This is a genomic window from Streptococcus sp. F0441 (assembly GCF_000314775.2).
In the GTDB taxonomy this organism is placed as follows: Bacteria; Bacillota; Bacilli; order Lactobacillales; family Streptococcaceae; genus Streptococcus.
The window spans coordinates 191,374-210,195 of sequence record NZ_KB373321.1 but is presented as its reverse complement, the minus strand read 5'-3'; the positions used below and the strand labels follow the sequence as shown (position 1 = coordinate 210,195).

18 protein-coding genes are annotated in these 18,822 nt (G+C 40.7%); 2 read left to right on the top strand and 16 right to left on the bottom strand.

Annotated elements, in window-relative coordinates; genetic code table 11:
* The 6 genes from HMPREF9188_RS01030 to HMPREF9188_RS01005 all read right to left on the bottom strand — a co-directional run.
* The coding region (locus HMPREF9188_RS01030) for a GAG-binding domain-containing protein (RefSeq protein ID WP_009729592.1) at positions 1-2,391 on the bottom strand (2,391 nt) is incomplete at its 3' end.
* Between the two features lie 82 nt (positions 2,392-2,473).
* Positions 2,474-3,001 carry an isoprenylcysteine carboxyl methyltransferase family protein gene (locus HMPREF9188_RS01025; protein ID WP_009729591.1) on the bottom strand — a complete coding sequence of 176 codons (528 nt, stop codon included), beginning with the start codon at positions 2,999-3,001 and terminating at the stop codon, positions 2,474-2,476.
* Positions 3,002-3,109: 108 nt separating this feature from the next.
* Positions 3,110-4,450 carry a sensor histidine kinase BgrS gene (bgrS, locus tag HMPREF9188_RS01020; RefSeq protein WP_009729590.1) on the bottom strand — a complete coding sequence of 447 codons (1,341 nt, stop codon included), beginning with the start codon at positions 4,448-4,450 and terminating at the stop codon, positions 3,110-3,112.
* Positions 4,447-5,100 carry a response regulator transcription factor BgrR gene (gene bgrR / locus HMPREF9188_RS01015; protein ID WP_009729589.1) on the bottom strand — a complete coding sequence of 218 codons (654 nt, stop codon included), beginning with the start codon at positions 5,098-5,100 and terminating at the stop codon, positions 4,447-4,449. The genes bgrS and bgrR overlap by 4 nt, the downstream gene beginning before the upstream one ends.
* A 318-nt stretch (positions 5,101-5,418) precedes the next feature.
* Positions 5,419-7,851: an ATP-dependent Clp protease ATP-binding subunit gene (locus HMPREF9188_RS01010; protein WP_009729588.1), complete on the bottom strand. Its 2,433-nt coding sequence runs from the start codon at positions 7,849-7,851 to the stop codon at positions 5,419-5,421.
* Position 7,852: 1 nt separating this feature from the next.
* Positions 7,853-8,311 carry a CtsR family transcriptional regulator gene (locus HMPREF9188_RS01005; protein ID WP_001211263.1) on the bottom strand — a complete coding sequence of 153 codons (459 nt, stop codon included), beginning with the start codon at positions 8,309-8,311 and terminating at the stop codon, positions 7,853-7,855.
* 466 nt (positions 8,312-8,777) lie between these two features.
* Between HMPREF9188_RS01005 and HMPREF9188_RS01000 the strand changes: the two genes are divergently transcribed.
* Both HMPREF9188_RS01000 and HMPREF9188_RS00995 read left to right on the top strand, forming a co-directional pair.
* Complete coding sequence (locus HMPREF9188_RS01000) at positions 8,778-8,987, top strand: CPCC family cysteine-rich protein (protein WP_001044018.1); 210 nt, start codon at positions 8,778-8,780, stop codon at positions 8,985-8,987.
* Positions 8,988-9,021: 34 nt separating this feature from the next.
* Positions 9,022-9,237 carry a hypothetical protein gene (locus HMPREF9188_RS00995; protein ID WP_009729587.1) on the top strand — a complete coding sequence of 72 codons (216 nt, stop codon included), beginning with the start codon at positions 9,022-9,024 and terminating at the stop codon, positions 9,235-9,237.
* A gap of 238 nt (positions 9,238-9,475) precedes the next feature.
* Here HMPREF9188_RS00995 and HMPREF9188_RS00990 read toward each other — a convergent pair whose 3' ends face one another.
* The 10 genes from HMPREF9188_RS00990 to dnaB form a co-directional block, all read right to left on the bottom strand.
* On the bottom strand, positions 9,476-9,808 hold the full coding sequence (locus HMPREF9188_RS00990; RefSeq protein ID WP_000979448.1) for a DUF7675 family protein: 333 nt from the start codon (positions 9,806-9,808) through the stop codon (positions 9,476-9,478).
* A 48-nt stretch (positions 9,809-9,856) separates the two neighbouring features.
* Positions 9,857-10,069: a hypothetical protein gene (locus HMPREF9188_RS00985; protein ID WP_000711258.1), complete on the bottom strand. Its 213-nt coding sequence runs from the start codon at positions 10,067-10,069 to the stop codon at positions 9,857-9,859.
* Between the two features lie 104 nt (positions 10,070-10,173).
* Positions 10,174-10,902 carry an ABC transporter ATP-binding protein gene (locus HMPREF9188_RS00980; protein ID WP_009729586.1) on the bottom strand — a complete coding sequence of 243 codons (729 nt, stop codon included), beginning with the start codon at positions 10,900-10,902 and terminating at the stop codon, positions 10,174-10,176.
* A complete protein-coding gene (locus tag HMPREF9188_RS00975) occupies positions 10,902-11,909 on the bottom strand; it encodes an ABC transporter substrate-binding protein (RefSeq protein ID WP_000754552.1) in 1,008 nt (335 codons plus the stop codon). Before HMPREF9188_RS00975 ends, HMPREF9188_RS00980 begins: the two co-directional genes overlap by 1 nt.
* A gap of 37 nt (positions 11,910-11,946) precedes the next feature.
* Complete coding sequence (locus HMPREF9188_RS00970; RefSeq protein WP_009729585.1) at positions 11,947-12,705, bottom strand: ABC transporter permease; 759 nt, start codon at positions 12,703-12,705, stop codon at positions 11,947-11,949.
* Complete coding sequence (locus HMPREF9188_RS00965) at positions 12,668-12,958, bottom strand: thiamine-binding protein (protein ID WP_000647672.1); 291 nt, start codon at positions 12,956-12,958, stop codon at positions 12,668-12,670. Before HMPREF9188_RS00965 ends, HMPREF9188_RS00970 begins: the two co-directional genes overlap by 38 nt.
* A gap of 276 nt (positions 12,959-13,234) precedes the next feature.
* Entirely contained in the window at positions 13,235-15,868 is a 2,634-nt protein-coding gene (polA, locus tag HMPREF9188_RS00960; protein ID WP_033588950.1) for a DNA polymerase I, read from the bottom strand.
* An 84-nt stretch (positions 15,869-15,952) separates the two neighbouring features.
* Positions 15,953-17,062, bottom strand: coding sequence for an SH3 domain-containing protein (locus HMPREF9188_RS00955; protein WP_009729583.1), 1,110 nt, complete (start codon positions 17,060-17,062; stop codon positions 15,953-15,955).
* A gap of 99 nt (positions 17,063-17,161) precedes the next feature.
* Positions 17,162-17,428: a Veg family protein gene (locus HMPREF9188_RS00950; RefSeq protein ID WP_009729582.1), complete on the bottom strand. Its 267-nt coding sequence runs from the start codon at positions 17,426-17,428 to the stop codon at positions 17,162-17,164.
* A gap of 1 nt (position 17,429) precedes the next feature.
* Complete coding sequence (gene dnaB, locus HMPREF9188_RS00945) at positions 17,430-18,782, bottom strand: replicative DNA helicase (protein ID WP_009729581.1); 1,353 nt, start codon at positions 18,780-18,782, stop codon at positions 17,430-17,432.
* Positions 18,783-18,822: the final 40 nt, after the last annotated feature.

The window sequence follows — 18,822 nt, the reverse complement described above, 5'->3', positions numbered from 1 at the left end:
TTGAGGACTTGGTTGCAAATCTGGTTTTGGAGCAGATGGCTTCTGATTTTCAGCACCGGGTTGTGCCGGCGTGTGTGGTTTCTTGCCTTCTGGTTTAGGACTTGGTTGCAAATCTGGTTTTGGAATTTCTTTCTTATCTTCTTTCTTTGGCACTAAGTTGGCCTTCGCTACCTTCAATTCAGATAAGCTCTTCTGAAGCTCTCCTATCTGAGTATCTAGCTGCTTTTCTGTAATATTTACTTGTTCTAGAAGCTCTTTCCCTTGTTTAATGATTTCGCTTGCACGATTTCTGACCTTTTCATAAGCAGAACCAGCTTCTCCTGTTAACTTAGCTCCATCTGGGACTGTCTTCATTTCTTCTTCAAGCTGGCTGATAGCCTTCTGAAGTTCCACAATCTGCTGAATCTTATTAAAGGATGGAAGAAATTCATTCTTAAAGTAATCCGCTAGATATTTCCCTTCTAAGGTAGCATAATTCTTATTCCACGTTTGCTTAATGCCTGATTCAAATTCTTTTTCTAGACTAGGAATTTTCGCGTATTTTTCTCGATACAAAGCGACTTGTCTTGTCATCTTTTCGATTTGTGCATGGATTTGATAATAGATAAAGTCATCTATAAACGTTTGGAGAGTTTTGGCAGTGTATGAACCTTTTTCTAACTGTTCTCTAAATGCTTTTATTTTATCAGGAGCAATCTTTTTAGAATCATCCCAAATATCTTTTTTCTGCACCTTATAATCACTGTTATTTTCTGGTAACTCTGGATAGTTATTCACTTCAGCCAAAGCTTGCTCTAGTTTTTTTAGCTCTTCCTTAGCCTTATTCTTCAAAGATTCTATCTCTTTCGTTTCTTCAGTCGGTGTCTGAGATTTCCCATCTTTAGTTGGAGGAATATGACCTTCCATATCAGGCTTTCTTTGAGGCTCAGTTGGTTTCGTTAACCCTTTTTTGAATTCCTCCACAGTAGCATTTAGCTCTGACTTCGCTGTTTCTAGAATCCGATTTAGTTCCTCTTTTGTTTGAGCTTTAGAAAGCTCTGATCTATATTTATTTACAATTCCTAAGGCATTTTTAATTAATTCATCAAATTTAGACTCATCCTCAGATTTCAGATCTTTTTTAGTTCTATCCAACAGCTCACTCATGTGATTAGAAAGCGATAGATTAGCTTCTGAAATTTGTTTAGCTAAATCTTGCTGATTAGTCTCCTTAGCACTTCGTTTGTCTCTCGGTTTCGTTGTCTCTTTATTGCCATTAGATGACTTGAGTTTTGCAATCTCATCAAGAAGACTGTGTTTAGCCTTCAGCACCTCTTCATTCTTCGCGGCCTGATCGAGTTGCTGAAGCGCCTTTTTTCCCAACTCGCGTAACTGTTTGATTGTGGCATCCTCGTTTGCTTCTTCTTTGTTTAGTTTTTTCTCCTTTATGTTTTCGTCCACTTGTTGATTGACGTAGTTTTGAATTTCTTTTTCAACGTAGGCTTTGTAAGATTTGAATAACTTACCTAGATCAGCAATAACTTCTTGTTTAATCGTTTGGAGTGATTTATCCGACTCGTTCTTAAAATCATTTACAACTCGCTCTTTGATTTTATTGATTTCGCCTACTAAAGAACTTTTATCCTCTTCAGTGATACCTTTTGTAGTTGCCATATCGCTAATCAATTTCTTTTGATGGTCGAGTTCTTCATTGATTTTTTTGAAAGTATCTTCCAGTTCTCTATAACTATTCTCCAAAGTTTCTAGGTTATCACGGTCATCTTCTCCCTCAATCTCTTTTATTAAGGAATCTTTCCGCTCAGTTGGTAGGGTACCTTTTCTGATTTCTTCTTTTAAACGTTTTTGAATTTCAGCGACCGCACCTGTGTTCTCTTTTGTAGAAGTATCTCGAGACTGTTCCGAGCTCTCCTTAGTCGGAGGAACCACCTTGTTTTCATCTTTCGATTGATTTTCTTTTTCCTTCCTTTCTTGTTCCATATGCTGCTTTTCATGATGTTTTAGTAAATCTAGGTGAAAATCATTATCTATCGAAAGCAAGCTTCCTGTATCATTCGCCTGTTCAATTTTCTGCTTATAGGTTGTTTTTTTATCTACAGGAAGGTCACTTTCCGCTAGCTCTTTTATTAATTTTTCTTTTGCATCTTTCAAAGTTTCTCTAGCTGGTTCTGTTTTTTTATTATTTTCAGAAGAAGTTTCTTTGTTTTCTCCTGCCTTACTCTTAGATGAAGTTTGCTCAGTGACCTTGGCACTATTTGTGGATGCACTAGAGCTCATCTCACCAGCATGAGCAACACTCCCCATAAAGAAGCTAGCTACTAGTACACTAGCTACTCCTACACTAAATTTACGAATGGAATAACGCATTCTTCGTTCATGATTTGATTTAAACATATCTATATCCTCCACGATTTTAATTAACTACAGTATATCCTGCCAATATGAATTGTATATGAAATTTGCTATATTATTTTCGCTATCCTTTCATTCTTCCATTAGGAATGATAACTTCTTGCAGTAATTTCTCTTCTTCTGCTATTCTTTGATAAAGAATAACCGCATAGACAGGAAAAATAAAGATAAAAGTTACGTAAGCATGACTCACCAAAGCTAAACCAACTAGCTCAGGAAGAATATTTAAAAAGTAATTGGGATGTTTCACAATTCGAAAGAGAGGATGATCTACAAATTTATGATTATTAACAAGCATTAGCTTTACTGTCCAAATATCTCCCAACAAGTGAATCACCAACATCAACATCAGCATAGAAAAAATAAGCAAAACTAAACCAACCATGCTCATGCCATCAAAATTTGTCTTGTGTACCATTGCTTCAACGAAGCAAGAGAGATCAAAAACAATATGAGCCATAGTTAATCGTTTTGTATTCTCAACTCCAAATTCTTTCCCGCCATTGCTAAGGATCCGTTTTTCATTCTCCATCGAACGTTTTAAAAAAATCAATCGAACGAGGAAGGTTACTAAAATAATCGCTAATACCATACCAGTATCCTTTCTTTTTTCTATATTTAAAATAATATTCTCATGTTAAACCTATGTGAACTTTAACAAAAAAGAACGGAGAGATTTCCGTTCTTTTACTTTATACAACTAATCTGCTTGCAAGCAAATTTTAAATTCCATTCCTTGTTCATAAGGGAGAAAACTATAGGACATTTGATAACTTTCTAGGATGTTATTCACGATATAGAGTCCTAAACCAGACCCTTCAGACTTGTCTGTGACAACTTGAGAGTGGTAAAAAATATCAAACAAATGATTCAACTCTTCTTGATTAAGAGGTTGGCAGGTATTTTTGATAGAAAGATAGCCATCTTGCTCGGATATGATTACGCGCCCATTTTTATCTGAATATTTAATTGCATTACTAATCAGGTTTGTCAAAACCTTATCCAATGCCTTGAGACTCATGATGACCCTAGTAGCATCTGTCAATTGATTTTCAATTTCTATTCCTCTTGAGCGTGCTAATTCCTGATAGCGAGATAAAACATCCGTCAAAACAGTCTGGACTATCAAGGTCTCGCTACACTCTGTCCACTCTTGGAACTTAGAGGACTCCAAAACTTCTTCGAGCAGGTGGCTCATTTGATCAATTTGATCGATACTCTTTGCTATATACTTAGGGTGGTCTTTATAATCTCCAACATTGTACTGCATATTCTCTAGAATAATTCGAAGACTGGCTAAAGGGGTTTTCAACTCATGTGACGCTCCACGAACAAAAGAAACTTTCTGCTTTTGCAACCTGACAATCCGTTCATTTCTTCTCTCAGATTCATCAATGACTGCCAGCAAGTTTTCATACACATCATTGATTTGCTTTCCAACCTCCCCAACTTCATCCTTTCGCGTTTCATCAAAGCGAATATCATGATCCAACTCCTGCATCTTACCTGTAACTTTTGAGATATAAAAGAGGGGCTCCAATAAACGTTTCGTATAGAAGTAGGAAAAGAGAAAGGCAAATACAAGCGTTGCTAAAAAGGTATACGGGAGATAGAGAAGCATAATCCGTGTTGCCTCTTTATAAATATCCACACCTTGAATAAATTGAATGGTTACCTTTTTACCATCAGCTGTCGTAATCTGACGGTCAATCGTTACGATATAGTTAGTGGGACTGCCTTCCTTTATTTCCAAGTCGTGCACAAGGGAAATTCTCTTATCCAGTACGTCATCTTTCAAATGGGCAGAGATGCGAAGAGATTTCGAATAGGACTCCAGCAAACTAGGCAGTTCATGAAAATTTTTGCCTTCTAAGTGCTTGCTCATAATAGTAGCACTCTCATTAAACTTCTCACCCTCTTGCTGAATGTAATAAAAAGGAAAGGTCAGATAGATGGCAATGTGGATGACCAAAGCAATTGCACCTAAAATCGAAAAACTTCTTAAAAATGATTTGGTTAATAATTTAGGGTTTTTTATCATAAACTAATTTTATATCCGGCATTTTTCACTGTTACAATACAATCCAGATCCAACTTCTTACGAAGATTTCGAATGTAAACATCAACTACTCTATCAAGAGGCAAATCTGCAAAATCATTTGAGATAGACTCGAGTATCTGCTCTCTACTCAAGACCTGGTTCTTATGTTGGATTAAACATTTTAAAACCAACAATTCTTTCGGCTTAATTGCAACCTCCTCGTTCTTGACTCGAGCTTGGTAGGATGTGAAATCCACTGTCACATCTTGATAATGCCAAATATCCTCCACAACATAGTAACGCCTAAGCAGGGCTTGAATACGCTTGACTAGGAGCACTAGTGAAAATGGTTTTGTCACATGGTCATCTGCATACAGGTCAAAAACCTGTAACTGAGTGGCCTCATCTCCTAAAGCACTTAAAACTATCACAGGGATATCGTGGTGTCCGTTGATTTCCCTTAAGACTTCAAAACCGCTTCGTTTTGGCATCATCAGATCAAGAACTAGGAGATGGATGGGATATTCTCGAAATTTTTCCAAAGCCTCTTGTCCATCCTTAGCCAGAATCACATGGTAGCCCTCCTCTTTTAGAAAGGCGGCAATCCCTTCCCTGATCATTTCTTCATCATCTACGACTAAAATATTCATACATTTTCCTTTTGATTAAAAAACAACGAAAGACCTCTAGCTCTATGCACTGCATTAAAAATTAAATGCTGTAACTATAGGTTAACAACGGCACTATCGTTAACTTTTTAGATTTTTTCTGTTTAAGGTGCAAAAAAAGAAACAGGGCTCTATTGAAATGGTGGAAATTTCAGGAAACTCTGCTCTTTTTCATTCTATACAAATCTTAATATCTATTTATTCTTATTATAACCAATATTTACATATTGTCAACTTATTTCCTTTGGTTTTATAAAAAAGTAGCAAAAAAGAATCAGGATTGCTCCTGACTCTCTATTTTTAAGCAATATCAAATTTTAATTGACCAGCTTTGACACCGATCTTGAGGGTCTTTCCTGCCACTAATTCTCCCTTAAGAAGAAGTTCTGCCAACTTGTCCTCCACTTCTGTTTGCAGGGTTCTGCGAAGTGGGCGAGCTCCCATTTCTGGATTGTAACCGTGACTAGCTAGCAACTTCAGTGCCGAAGCTTGCAGTTTCAAGTCGATACCCTTCTCTGCCAGGCTAGCAATCAATGGTTTCACCATAATCTTAACAATTTCTTGCATGTGTTTGCTATCTAAGCTATGGAAGACCACCTTTTCATCAATACGGTTGATAAACTCTGGTCGATAAGCTTTTTTCAACTCTTCAAAGATTCGTTTTTCCATATTTTCCTGGTCAAAACGAATGTCCTTGGCCCCAAAGCCAACTGTCTTGTCGTCACGAAGAGCTGTCGCACCAAGGTTTGACGTCATGATAATAATGGTATTTGAAAAATCAACCTTGCGCCCCTTGCTATCTGTTAAGACACCGTCGTCCAGAACCTGTAAGAGGACATTAAAGATGTCTGGGTGGGCCTTTTCTACCTCGTCAAAGAGGAGAACGGAGTATGGTTTGTTGCGAACCTTCTCGGTCAACTCCCCACCTTCTTCGTAGCCCACATAGCCCGGAGGAGCTCCATTAAGACGGCTAGCCGCAAATTTCTCCATATACTCACTCATATCAAAGCGGATAAGGGCTGATTCGTCATCAAAGAGAACTTCTGCCAATGCCTTGGCCAATTCGGTCTTCCCGACACCCGTCGGTCCTAGGAACATAAAGGAACCAATCGGACGCTTGTGGCTGCGAATTCCTGACTGGTTGCGGCGAATGGCACGGCTAATACTTGAAACAGCTTGATCTTGACCGATGACACGTTTGTGCAGTTCCGCTTCGAGGTTAAGGTACTTCTTAGCATCTGTTTGCGTCAGTTTTTGGACTGGGATCCCTGACAAGCGACTCAAAGTAGTCAGGATTTCAGTCTCTGTTACCAAGTCTTTATAGACAGGGACTTCCTGCTCTTTTGCGATTAGCTGGCCTGCTTGTTTCCACTTGCCATCCATCAAGGCCTTGTCAGCTGGACTCAAGTCGGATTCGTCCATTCTCACATTCTTGGATTTGTTTTGCACAGTTGCTGCCGCCTCATCCAAGAGGTCGATAGCAGAGTCTGGTAAGTGACGACTAGTCAAGTAACGATGCGCCATCTTAACAGCTGTTTCGACAGCTTCATCTGTGATTCGCACACGGTGGTGTTTCTCATAGGTGGCCTTCAAACCTTGCAAAATAGTCATGCTGTCAGCTAAACCTGGCTCTTCAATCGTCACTTTTGCAAAACGACGAGAAAGAGCCGCATCTTTTTCGATGTGTTTTTGGTATTCTTCCTGAGTGGTTGCACCAACCGTTCTTAAAGTTCCACGAGCTAAGGCTGGCTTCAAGATATTAGCCGCATCTAGAGTCGAGTCAATCCCACTACCAGAACCCATGATAGTGTGAAGTTCATCGATAAAGAGGATTACTTTGCCATCTTCCTCGATATCCTTGATGATATTGTTCATGCGCTCTTCAAAATCTCCACGGAAACGTGTTCCCGCAACAACATTCATCAAATCAAGCTCTAGAACATGCATCTTTGCCATTTCCACAGGTACATCCCCACTAGCAATACGCTGGGCAAGGCCAAGGGCTAGAGCTGTTTTCCCGACACCAGCATCTCCAACCAGGACAGGATTATTCTTGGTCTTCCGACTCAAAATCTGAATCATACGTGAGATTTCCTTGTCACGACCAATAACTGGCTCTAACTTGCCAGAGCGCGCTTGCTCCGTCAGGTCATGCGTGTAGTCCTCTAGACCGCCACTTGTAGTCTGGGGCATGCCCATCATATTGGCCATGGAATTTTGCTTGTCTGCTACCGTGCGGTGGCGTTGACGCAAAGCCTTAAGGTCTTCTCTTGTCCAACCAGCACGTTCCTCTAAATTGCGACGAAGAGCAGCAATTCTGACCTGATCTTTCTGGTCTTCATAAGAAAAGCCTGCTCTCTCCAAGATACGAGTTGCCAAGGCATTGCCATCATGCAAAATCGCATAGAGGACATGCTCTGTCCCTAGCACCTTTGCATGGACCACTGAGGCCACATACTCTGCTTCTGCAAAGAGAACCTCCAAACGATGGGAAAAAGGCAATTCCGTAAAGGTTTCATCTTGACTATAGTCCGTTTCAGTCAGTTCTAAAGCAACCTCTTCTAAACGGTCCATCTCGTATGGGTAATCATTTAGAGTCGCACCTGCCACACTGTAACTGTGATTGGACATGGCAATCAATAAATGCCAAGACTCTAGGTAATGAGCTCCAAAATGGCCAGCCACCATGTAGGCACTTTCGATACATTCATTCAATGCTTTTGAATAGTTCATCTTACTTCTCTTTTCTATCTACCTCTTGTAATAGCTGTCGGAGCATATTGGCACGGACAACTGAGGATTCTTCCCCTAGGACACGATCTGTTGCTACAGAAGTCAGCAAGGTCATCTCCTGCTTGGTCATCAAGTCCTGCTCCACCAAAAGCTGGAGAATGTCCTCGTAAATCTCCTGACTAACTCGCTCACCAATCGAGTAAAGCAAATCGCGAAGCATCTCATGATGACTGGAAAACTCAATCCGCCCTATGCGAATGTAGCCTCCTCCACCACGCTTGCTCTCAACCAAGTAACCTCTACTTTCCGTAAAGCGGGTCTTGATGACGTAGTTGATCTGACTCGGCACAACCTGAAAGGTATCTGCTAACTGGCTCCGCTGCAATTCCACGATACCAGACTGGTCTAAAATCGCCTTGATATAGGCTTCGATATGATCTGATGTATTTTTAAATCTCATAGTAAATCAAACTCCTTCTTTGAACCTTGACTATCTTTGACTATACTATCATTTAACACTCTATAAGTCAAATTTTTAGGGCTAAGCCCTTGAAAATACTGACTTTCTTTAAAAACATTTAGGCATTAAATCACCTTAGTTTTTCTTGAAAGTTCCTAAAAAAGTCCACAAAAAGAGCCCTAAAAAGGGCGTAATATTGACGAGTTCAGCAGGCAAGAAACTAGCACGGTCAAACGTGCTTTTTTAATACCTGGTAATATTATAGCATATCCAGAAAACTCTCTCAATCATTAGCAATAGCTCCAATGCTGAAGTATAATGATACTATAACTCTTGCAGAAGCTAAGAAAGCCTATCTCAGAAAAGTTTAGAAAGATAAGAGAATTTAATATAAAAATATTTAGTTCTAGCTAATTAATATTTCTGGTTTCACTATTTTAAAAACAATAATTAGGAGTAAATAATTATGAATAAGACTGGTAAAGAAAACTTAGTAATGATTAATGATGAAGAATACGTACATTGTCCAGTTTGCGGAACATTGACCGCTGTTTATGACATTTGTGATCATTGTAATTGGCAAAATACGGGGGAAACCAACATTGATGGAGGCCCAAACAAGATGACACTAGCAAAAGCTAAGGAAGCTTACGTTAAAGGGATTCCAATAATATAACAAACTATAGTACTACAAAATCAGGAAAATAAAAATGGAACTTAGAAAGTTTAACAATAAAGTTGTAACGATGACAGACGTTGATAACCAGACCTTTGAGGGAATTTGTCTTTTTGAAGATAAGCATACTTTTGATGAAGAGTATAATGCTTTATCTGTTAAAACAGGTTTACGATGGATGAGATTATTTGAAAATGAAATTTTAAAAGTTGAAATTGCTGATAAAATCGACCGGTCAAAAAGCCCTTAGAAACAAATCTAAGGGCTGATTTATTTGCAAGGATAGACAGGACTGTCGAGGCTCCTGCATTTCTCGACCCACTAGCTAAATGGCGCGTTGGTGACAGATTCTCAACCTCTATCCTTCGTATCTTAATTATATCACAGTATCCATCAAAAATGAATTATGAGGGAGGTGACTGAACATCAAAAATAGTCTAGTTGTATCTAAGCATGTTTACTATTGTGTATAATCTTTTTCAGTCATATCATTCAATTCTTACGAATAAATGTATAGTTTGTGACATTCTATCCGAAAAAAAATCTCTCCAAAATGGATTTTCGATATCAAAAATTTTAACTTCTTCTTCCGTCATATTGTGAGGATAATCAAGAAAAAGATTATAAATTTTTTGCTGATCAAAACTGAACAATAGCTCTCCTCTAACATCTATCTTATCAATCCACCAAACTTTTGACTCTTCACTTTCTTTGTAAAAATCACTGTACCCTTCAAGATTGGACTCCGAAATAATGAGTTCATCTATTTCATCGGATGAGTCTGGTTTATCGTAGTCATGTAATTCATTATTTAACATCATTCAAGCTCTTTCTATTATCTCTTGAAATAATGTGACCATATTTTTATTTTAAAATACTTGTGGTAAAACTTCATCCCAAATATCCACTAAACTTTTACTATCAAAAACCTTAGCTTCCATAGCTTCATCAATCGTATTAAACTGCTGACCTTCATAATCATATCCAACTACACAAATGCTGGATAAGAAACAAGCACCTCGGCCATTAACATTAAATTCAAGATCTGTATCTAAATATGTTTTAATTTCTTCTTTTTTCATCACATCACCATACGTCAATTATATCACTTTTTATCTATAAGAATTTCCATTTATAGACAAAAAGGGCGCTGGTAAAGGATAATCTTCACCAACTCCCTATTTTTCTACTTATCTAAACCTAATTCTGCCAAGATTTGACGTTTGTAGGCAATCTTTTGGACTTCCTTGTCCTCATCTTCAGACCAATCTAGTTTAATTTCTGAAACAATCTGCCCAGGGCGATTTTTCAAGATATAGATGCGGTCGCTGAGACTGAGGGCCTCCTCGATACTATGCGTGATGATCAAGGTCGTCAGCTGTAGCTGTTTGTGAATTTCCAGATACCAAGCATGAAGTTCCATCTTGGTCATCTCATCCAAGGCGCTAAAGGCCTCATCCAAGAGAAAGAGCTTGTGCCCAAAAAGATAGGTACGAAGCAAGGCCACACGCTGACGCATCCCCCCACTAAGTTCGTGAGGATACTTGTCCCGTACAGCTGTCAACTGGAAGGTCGCAAGGATCTCATCCGCTCGGGCAATGGCTTCCGCCTTATCCACTTTTTGAATCAAGAGGGGCAAAATGATATTACCAAGAACGGTCTTGTGCTCCAAGAGGAGATCCTTTTGCAACATATAACTCACGCGCCCCTTGGGATTCTCCTCACCGTCCAGAACAATTCTCCCTGACTGGACTTCTAAAATCCCAGCGATTAGGTTAAAGAGGGTGGTCTTTCCTACACCACTTGGACCTAGGATAGAAACCACTTCACCCGAAGTCACCTGCAGGTTGATATCTTCTAAAATCTTTTCATCGCCATAGGCATAGCTTACGTGTTCTAGTCTAATTTCTGTCATTATTTTACAAATTCATTAGTGAAGCCTTTGTCTGTCAAGTCTTCTTTAAGGATACCATTTTCTTTGTCCCATTTGTAGAAGGCATTCCAGCGAGCAGCATCAAATTGTCCCCATTTTTCCTTGTCACTTGCGTATTCTTTTGACAAGTATTTTTGCGATTCGATGACAAAGTCACGTTTTTCCTTGAGTTCAGGTGCATTCTTGATGAGAATATCCGCAGCTTCTTCTGGATGTTCCATAGCATATTGGTAGCCTTTTTTGATGGCTTGGATGACTTTACGAGCTTCTTCCTTGTTGTCTTTGAGATAGTCGTTGTTTGCGATAATAACTGGTGAGTAGTAGTCAAATTCCTTGACATAGTCTTTCAAGTACATGAAGTTGGCGTCTACACCTTGAGATTTGGCAAGGATACCGTCCCACCCATAGTAGATCCAAGCAGTGTCAAAGACACCATTGGCAATTGGTGTGATGGAGTTTGAGTCGTTGTTTGGTACTTTTTCGACCTTTTCGAAGTCTCCACCTTGAGATTCCACCAAGGTTTTCAACATAGCAAGTTCAGTCGGGTCATTCCAAGTTCCGTATTTCTTCCCAACCAAGTCCTTTGGACTGCTGACATTGTCCGATTTACGTGAGATGATTCCTGATGTGTTGTGCTCAACGATAGCGGCAACGGCAGTGATGCCTGCCCCTTTTTCTAATTTCTTAGCCATGTAGTCTTGGAAATAGATAGCAAATGGTGCCTTGCCATTGATCACCAAGTCTGAAGAACTTTCTTCTGGTGGCAATTTCAAGTCAACATCCACTCCAACTTCTTTGAAATAGCCTTTTTCCTTTGCTACATAAAGACCTGTGTGGTTGGTATTTGGCGTCCAGTCTAGGATAAAGTCAATCTTCTTAACTTCTGCTTCTTTGTTGTCCTTAGAAGCAGTTCCTTGACCACAAGCCACAAGCACGACAGCTACAAGAGCTGTTACAAGCGTTAAAAACACTTTCCATGTTTTCTTCATTTTCATTTCCTCTTTTCTTTTTCAAAAACGCTCTATTTTAAGTACGTTTCCATTTAATCACATATTTTTCACTGATATCGACCAGCTTCATACCTAGAAGACTGATAATCGACACCAGAATAATAATGGCAAACATGGTATCATACTGAAACAGTTTTTTAGACTGAATCATATAAACACCAAGACCTTCAAAACCTCCCAACCACTCAGACACCACGGTTGTGATAAAGGCGTAGGAGACACTGACCCTCAGACCTGCATAAAAGTAGGGCAGACTGACCGGGATTTTAAAATGCCAAAGGATTTGCCAAGGGTTTGCTCGCATCAGACTAAACAAGGTCAGCATATCCTTGTCACAATGCCTAAAACCGTCCAAGATACTAACAATGATAGGGAAGGTTGTCGTCAGAATAATCAAGACAATCTTGGGTAAAATCCCATAACCCAACCACAAGACCAAGATAGGCGCTATGGCAATGGTCGGAATGGTCTGGATAACCACCATCATGGGATAAATCAAGTCATTGAGCCAAGAGAGACTATCCATGAGCACCGCCATAAGACAGGCAATCAAGACTCCTAAGACTAGACCTAGCAAAGCCACTCTCAAGGTCGCCCAGCTATGGTACCAGAGAAATTCTCTGTCACGAACAAAGGACTGGAGAATCTCAAGAGGAGTTGGCAGGATAAACTTGGGTAAAAGTTTGAATACTCCCGCTAACTGCCAGATTGACAAGACTCCTAGAAAACCCAATAGACTAATGTGTCGTCTCAGTATACTTTTCAAGTTTGTCATCAATACTTAAAATCTCTCCTACATTTATTTTGACATTGGCAAAGACATTATCTGCCTCCTGCCCGGCCACTTCAAGAGCTTCTTTGAGAATGCGCATAAGCTCATCAAACTCCCCTTCCAAGACCGTTTCAAAGGGTGTCACCACCATGGTCACGGACTGAGCTTGCAGATAAGCAATCACTTGATCGATAATAGCAATTCGATCAATCCCCTGTGATAGGGGCAAGACTTGCAAGGCAATGCTTGCTTTCATAAAAACCTCCTCTTCTCAGGTTTCCTTTTGACAAAAAGAAAACCCCTTCCATATATGGAAAAGGTGCAGAATTCGGCTAAGTATCGTTCCCTACGCTGGCATTACCCAGATCAGGTGCGGTCGAAGTTTAACACTTCCTCTCAGACTGTACACAGACTCCCATATCTTATATGGACATATAGTAACGCAAATACAAGGAAAAGTCAAGGAAACTGCTTACAGAAAATCATGAAAAAGAGCTTGAAGGCACGCGCTTCAAACTCTATCATAGCTTTCTTATTTAGCCTCGTACCAGGTTGCCCCTTCATTTTCATCTGCGATAAGGGGAACACTGAGTTGGATGGCTTCTTCCATGGTTTGTTTCACTAGTACTTTGACGGCTGCTAGTTCTGATTTCGGAACCTCAAGGACGATTTCATCATGCACTTGCAAGAGCATCTTGGTCTGATAACCGCCCTCAACTAGAGCTTTGTCTAGCTGGATCATAGCAATCTTGAGGATATCTGCTGCCGAACCCTGAATAGGGGAGTTAATGGCAGTTCGCTCTGCAAAACCACGAATGTTAAAGTTGCGCGAATTGATATCTGGTAGCTCTCGACGACGCTTGAAGAGGGTCTCTACATATCCCTTATCACGCGCTTCACGCACCACTTCTTCCATATAGTTTTTGATTCCAGGAAAACGCTCAAAATAGGTATCAATGTAGGCTTTGGCCTTCTTACGACTAATACCAAGATTGTTTGCCAAGCCAAAATCTGAAATTCCGTAAACCACTCCAAAGTTAACCGCCTTGGCATTGCGACGGTCGTTTGGCGTCACATCCTCAGGACGTTCAATTCCAAAGACCCGCATGGCTGTCGAAGTATGGATATCAGCTCCCTCTTGGAAGGCCTTGATTAAGTGCTCATCCTTAGAGATATGCGCCAAAACGCGCAACTCAATCTGTGAATAGTCGGAGCTAAGAAGGACACTATCCTCCCACTCTGGCACAAAAGCCTTACGAATGAGACGACCTTGTTCCAAGCGAACAGGGATATTTTGCAAGTTTGGATCTACACTAGACAGACGTCCGGTCTGAGTCAAATCTTGCACATAGCGCGTGTGGATCTTGCCATCATCTAAAATCCAATCCTGCAAGCCAATTACATAGGTAGATTGAATCTTAGCAATCTGACGGTAGTCTAGAATTTTTTTGACAATCGGTGCAATAGGAGCCAGACGCTCCAGCACATCCACGGCTGTCGAGTAACCTGTCTTGGTTTTCTTGGTGTATTCTAGAGGAAGTCCCAGTTTTTCAAAGAGAAGTACGCCCAACTGTTTAGGTGAATTTATATTAAACTCTTCACCAGCTAACTCGTAGATTTCTTGAGTGAGTTGCTCAATGACGATCTCATTTTCAGCTTGCATCTCAAGTAGGGTTTCTTTTTTGACCTTGATCCCAGCAATTTCCATCTTGGCAAGGACAAAAGCCAGAGGTTGCTCCATGTCATAGAGAAGGTCTAACTGCCCGTGTTCACTGAGTTTTTCAAGCAAAACAGGCTCCGTCTCAACCAATACAGCAACCTTGCGAGCCAAGTGCTCCAAGAATTTCTCTCTCTCAGGGATAGCTTTCTTGACCCCCTTACCGTAGAAAATCTCATCATCAGCCAAATAAGTTTGGCCATAGAGATTCGCAATGGTTGAAATTTCATTGTTCTCGACAGTAGAGAGGAGGTATTTGGCCAAACGGCTGTCAAAAGCAGGGGCCTGCAAATTCAAGCCCAAACGATTTAAAAGAACCTTCGCTTTCTTAAAATCATACACTTTCAGAGGTGTTTTTTCTAGAAAATCCTTGAGAATCGGCTCCTGCAAGAGCTCAAGTTTGTCTGTAGCGTAAAGCTTATCTCCACAGAACCAGGCAAAACCAACCAAGGCATCTGTATGGTAATTCTCACCAAAAAGTTCAAAGTGGAAGATAGAGTTGGCGCTCAGCATATCCTCCTTCACTTGGTCAACGATAGTGAAGTCTAAACTCTCAGGCGCATCCGTCGACGAAACATTTAAAGCTTGTTTAAGCTGTTTGAAGCCCATCTCATCGTAGAATTTTCCGAGATTTTCCACATCTGGGCCATTATAGACCAAATCATCTAGTCCAATCTCAATTGGTGCCTGAGTCTCAATGGTCGCCAAGGTTTTAGACAAAAAGGCTTGTTCCTTGTCATTGATGAGATTTTCCTTCATCTTAGAAGCCTTCATCCCATCAATATTTTCATAAATACCCTCTAACGAACCGTGTTCTAGCAAGAGCTTGATACCCGTCTTTTCACCGATTTTCGTGACACCAGGGATATTATCAGACTTATCCCCCATAAGAGCCTTAAGATCAATGAACTGAGCTGGGGTAATGCCCATCTTTTCCATAAGGTAATCTGGTGTAAAGGCCTCAAACTCAGCCACACCTTTCTTGGAAATCTCAACCACTGTATGCTCATCCGTCAACTGGATCAAGTCCTTGTCTCCGCTGACAATAGTCACTTCAAAAGAATCCTTCTCAGCCAAGCGACCTAAGGTTCCGATGATATCATCTGCTTCATACTGGGCCAACTCATAGTGGCGAATCCCAAGATGATCTAGCAACTCACGAATGAAGGGAAATTGCTCACGAAACTCATCTGGAGTTTTAGCACGCCCCCCCTTGTAGTCTGCATACATCTCTGTTCGGAAAGTCGTCTTACCTGCATCAAAAGCTACCAAAACATGGCTGGGTTCAACTCGCTCCAAGACATGATTCAACATAAGTTGAAAGCCATAGATTGCATTGGTATGAAGACCATTAGCATTTTTAAATCGATCCAGCTGTTGATAGAGCGCAAAAAAAGCTCGAAAGGCAACAGAAGATCCATCAATTAATAATAATTTTTTCTTGTCCATACACCCATTATAAAGGAAAGCAAGGAAAAATACCATCGGAAAGAATAGGCAAATGGTAGTGAAGCCCTCTTTTTTATATTCTTTCTAGATTCTAGCTCCATTACTATCCACTCGATAGCCATCTACAGTAGTATTCACTGCTAAAGCCCCCGAAGCATTGACGTAATAAGACTTTCCTCCTACCTGGAACCACTGGCTAGACTTCATAGCCCCTGAACTCTCCAAATAATACCATGTTCCATTTTCCTTGAGCCATCCCGTCTGCATCTCCCCTGATGCCTTTAGATAGTACCAATGCGAACTATCCTTCACCCAACCTGTTGACATGGTTCCATTGTCTTTAAAGTGATACCAACTGCCATTTATTTTCTTCCAACCAGTTGCGAGTTTCCCATTCTCTCGGTAATACCAACTCCCTCCTTCTTTTTTCCAGCCCTTTTCTGTATTGCTTAGCTCTGCATACTGCACATATCTTCTAGAACCGCTATAAGACAAATAACCGAGCCACTTATAACCATCCTTTTCAAGAACTTGATCATAACTCACACTCTCACCAGCATAATAGTAGTCAATAACCTGTCCTGTACGTGACGGTTGGTCCATAATAGGCGATTTCCCCGTGAATACTATTGTCCCACTAGACGGAAGTTCTGGGCTACGAGCATTCTCACCCGCACTATGGCTGGCAGATAAATCCCTGAAATGAATAAAACCTGTCATCGAACTAGCCCTGACTTTTCGACGGTTATACTTTTCTCGAACCCCATAATTATACTCTTCGATCTCAATCGTATCCCCTGATACATTTGATACCCAGGCCACATGCCCGTAGTAACCTTCTGTCGACCAAGCAATTGAACCAATTTCTGGCTTGCTGTCAACACGGTAGCCTTCTCGCCTTGCGCGGTGCCCCCATTCATTTGCATTTCCATAAGCAGGCGGAATTTCAAAGCCATTCACACTACTCAAACGAAAGGCTGCAAAAGACGTACACTGGCGAGAATACATCCGCCACTGATCAATTTCAACACTACCATTTTTGTAGTGAAGCGGATAGTCATCTCCACGCGCTACACTATCGGCTTGAACCGATTCTCCACCAAACAAAAAGGTACTCGTAACGAACAAAGTAGCCAGCCCTACACTCAACTGAGTACATCTACTCTTCTTAACTCCTGATTTAAAAAACGTCATTCATTCTCCTTAATAATATATATTTCCGAGGTTACCCTCGTTTATACTATTCGGGAGAAAAAGAAAAAAGTGAGCAAAGCTCACTTCATTTTAGGATTCTTAGTCTAGATAGCGAATCAAGTTCTTTTCTGTCAAGATATCTGAGTAGGTGAAGGATTCAACGTAGACATTGGCTTGTTTGTCTCCTTCAACATCCCCAAATTCAACGATAAATAGAGATGGATAAACCTCAATTAGCTTACCCAATCTATTTTTTTGGCGCTTACGGCCATTTTCCAAAGTCATTTCAACGACTTGTCCCTCATGCGCCTTGATCTCTTCTTTGATTTTTTTCATCTTGGCTACATCTGAAAATGCATCTGACATCTTATGCCTCCCTCTTTGAGATACTTGAAAATTTATTGTATTCTTTTTGGAAAATCAATTCCACTGTTCCACGAGCTCCACTACGGTTTTTCTCGATGATAACCTCAACCTTATTATTTGGAATTCCTTCCTCTTCTTCACCCGCACGATCGTAGTAGTCGTCACGGTATAGAAAGGCTACGATATCTGCATCCTGCTCGATAGAACCCGATTCACGAATATCAGACAAGACTGGTCTCTTATCCTGCCGCTGTTCCACTCCACGAGATAACTGACTAAGAGCAATGACTGGAACTTTCAATTCCTTAGCAAGAATTTTCAACTGACGAGAAATTTCAGAAACTTCTTGTTGGCGGTTCTCACGACCAGTCCCTGTGATAAGCTGTAGGTAGTCGATCAAAATCAATCCTAGATTGCCCGTTTCTTGAGCTAGTTTGCGTGAACGGGAGCGAATTTCCGTGATTCGAATCCCTGGTGTATCATCGATATAGATACTCGCGTTGGCTAGGTTCCCTTGAGCAATGGTATATTTTTGCCACTCCTCATCAGTCAATTGACCTGTACGGATAGAATGAGACTCCACCAAACCTTCAGCAGCCAACATACGGTCTACTAGACTTTCCGCACCCATTTCCAGCGAAAAGATAGCAACCGTCTTGTCCAACTTAGTCCCGATGTTCTGCGCAATGTTCAAAGCAAAGGCCGTCTTACCAACCGCTGGTCGCGCCGCTAGGATAATTAGCTCCTCCTCATGGAGACCTGTCGTCATATGGTCCAAATCTCGATAACCCGTTGCAATACCCGTGATATCCGTTGTTTGTTGTGACCGAACTTCTAGGTTCCCAAAGTTGATATTTAGAATATCTCGGATGTTCTTGAACCCACTACGATTGGCATTTTCGCTAACATCTATGAGTCCCTTTTCAGCCTGAGCGATGATTTCATCTGCAGGCTTAGAAGCCTCATAGGCTTGGTTGACAGACTCTGTCAATTTGGAAATCAAGCGACGTAGTATAGCCTTTTCGGCTACGATTTTAGCATAATATTCTGCATTGGCTGAAGTTGGTACAGAGTTGACAATTTCGACAAGGTAAGACAAGCCACCAATATTTTGGAGATCCCCTTGGCTATCCAAAATCGTCCGAACTGTCGTCGCATCAATTGCTTCCCCACGATCCGACAAATCTACCATCGCTTGGAAGATCAACCGATGAGCATATTTAAAGAAGTCACGAGAATCAATGTATTCTCGGACAAAAACGAGCTTACTCTCATCTATAAAAATAGCCCCCAGAACAGATTGTTCTGCCAAAATATCCTGAGGTTGAACTCGCAGTTCCTCTACTTCTGCCATCCGACTTTCCTTCCTTTTACAATCTTGTCAAGAAATTGTA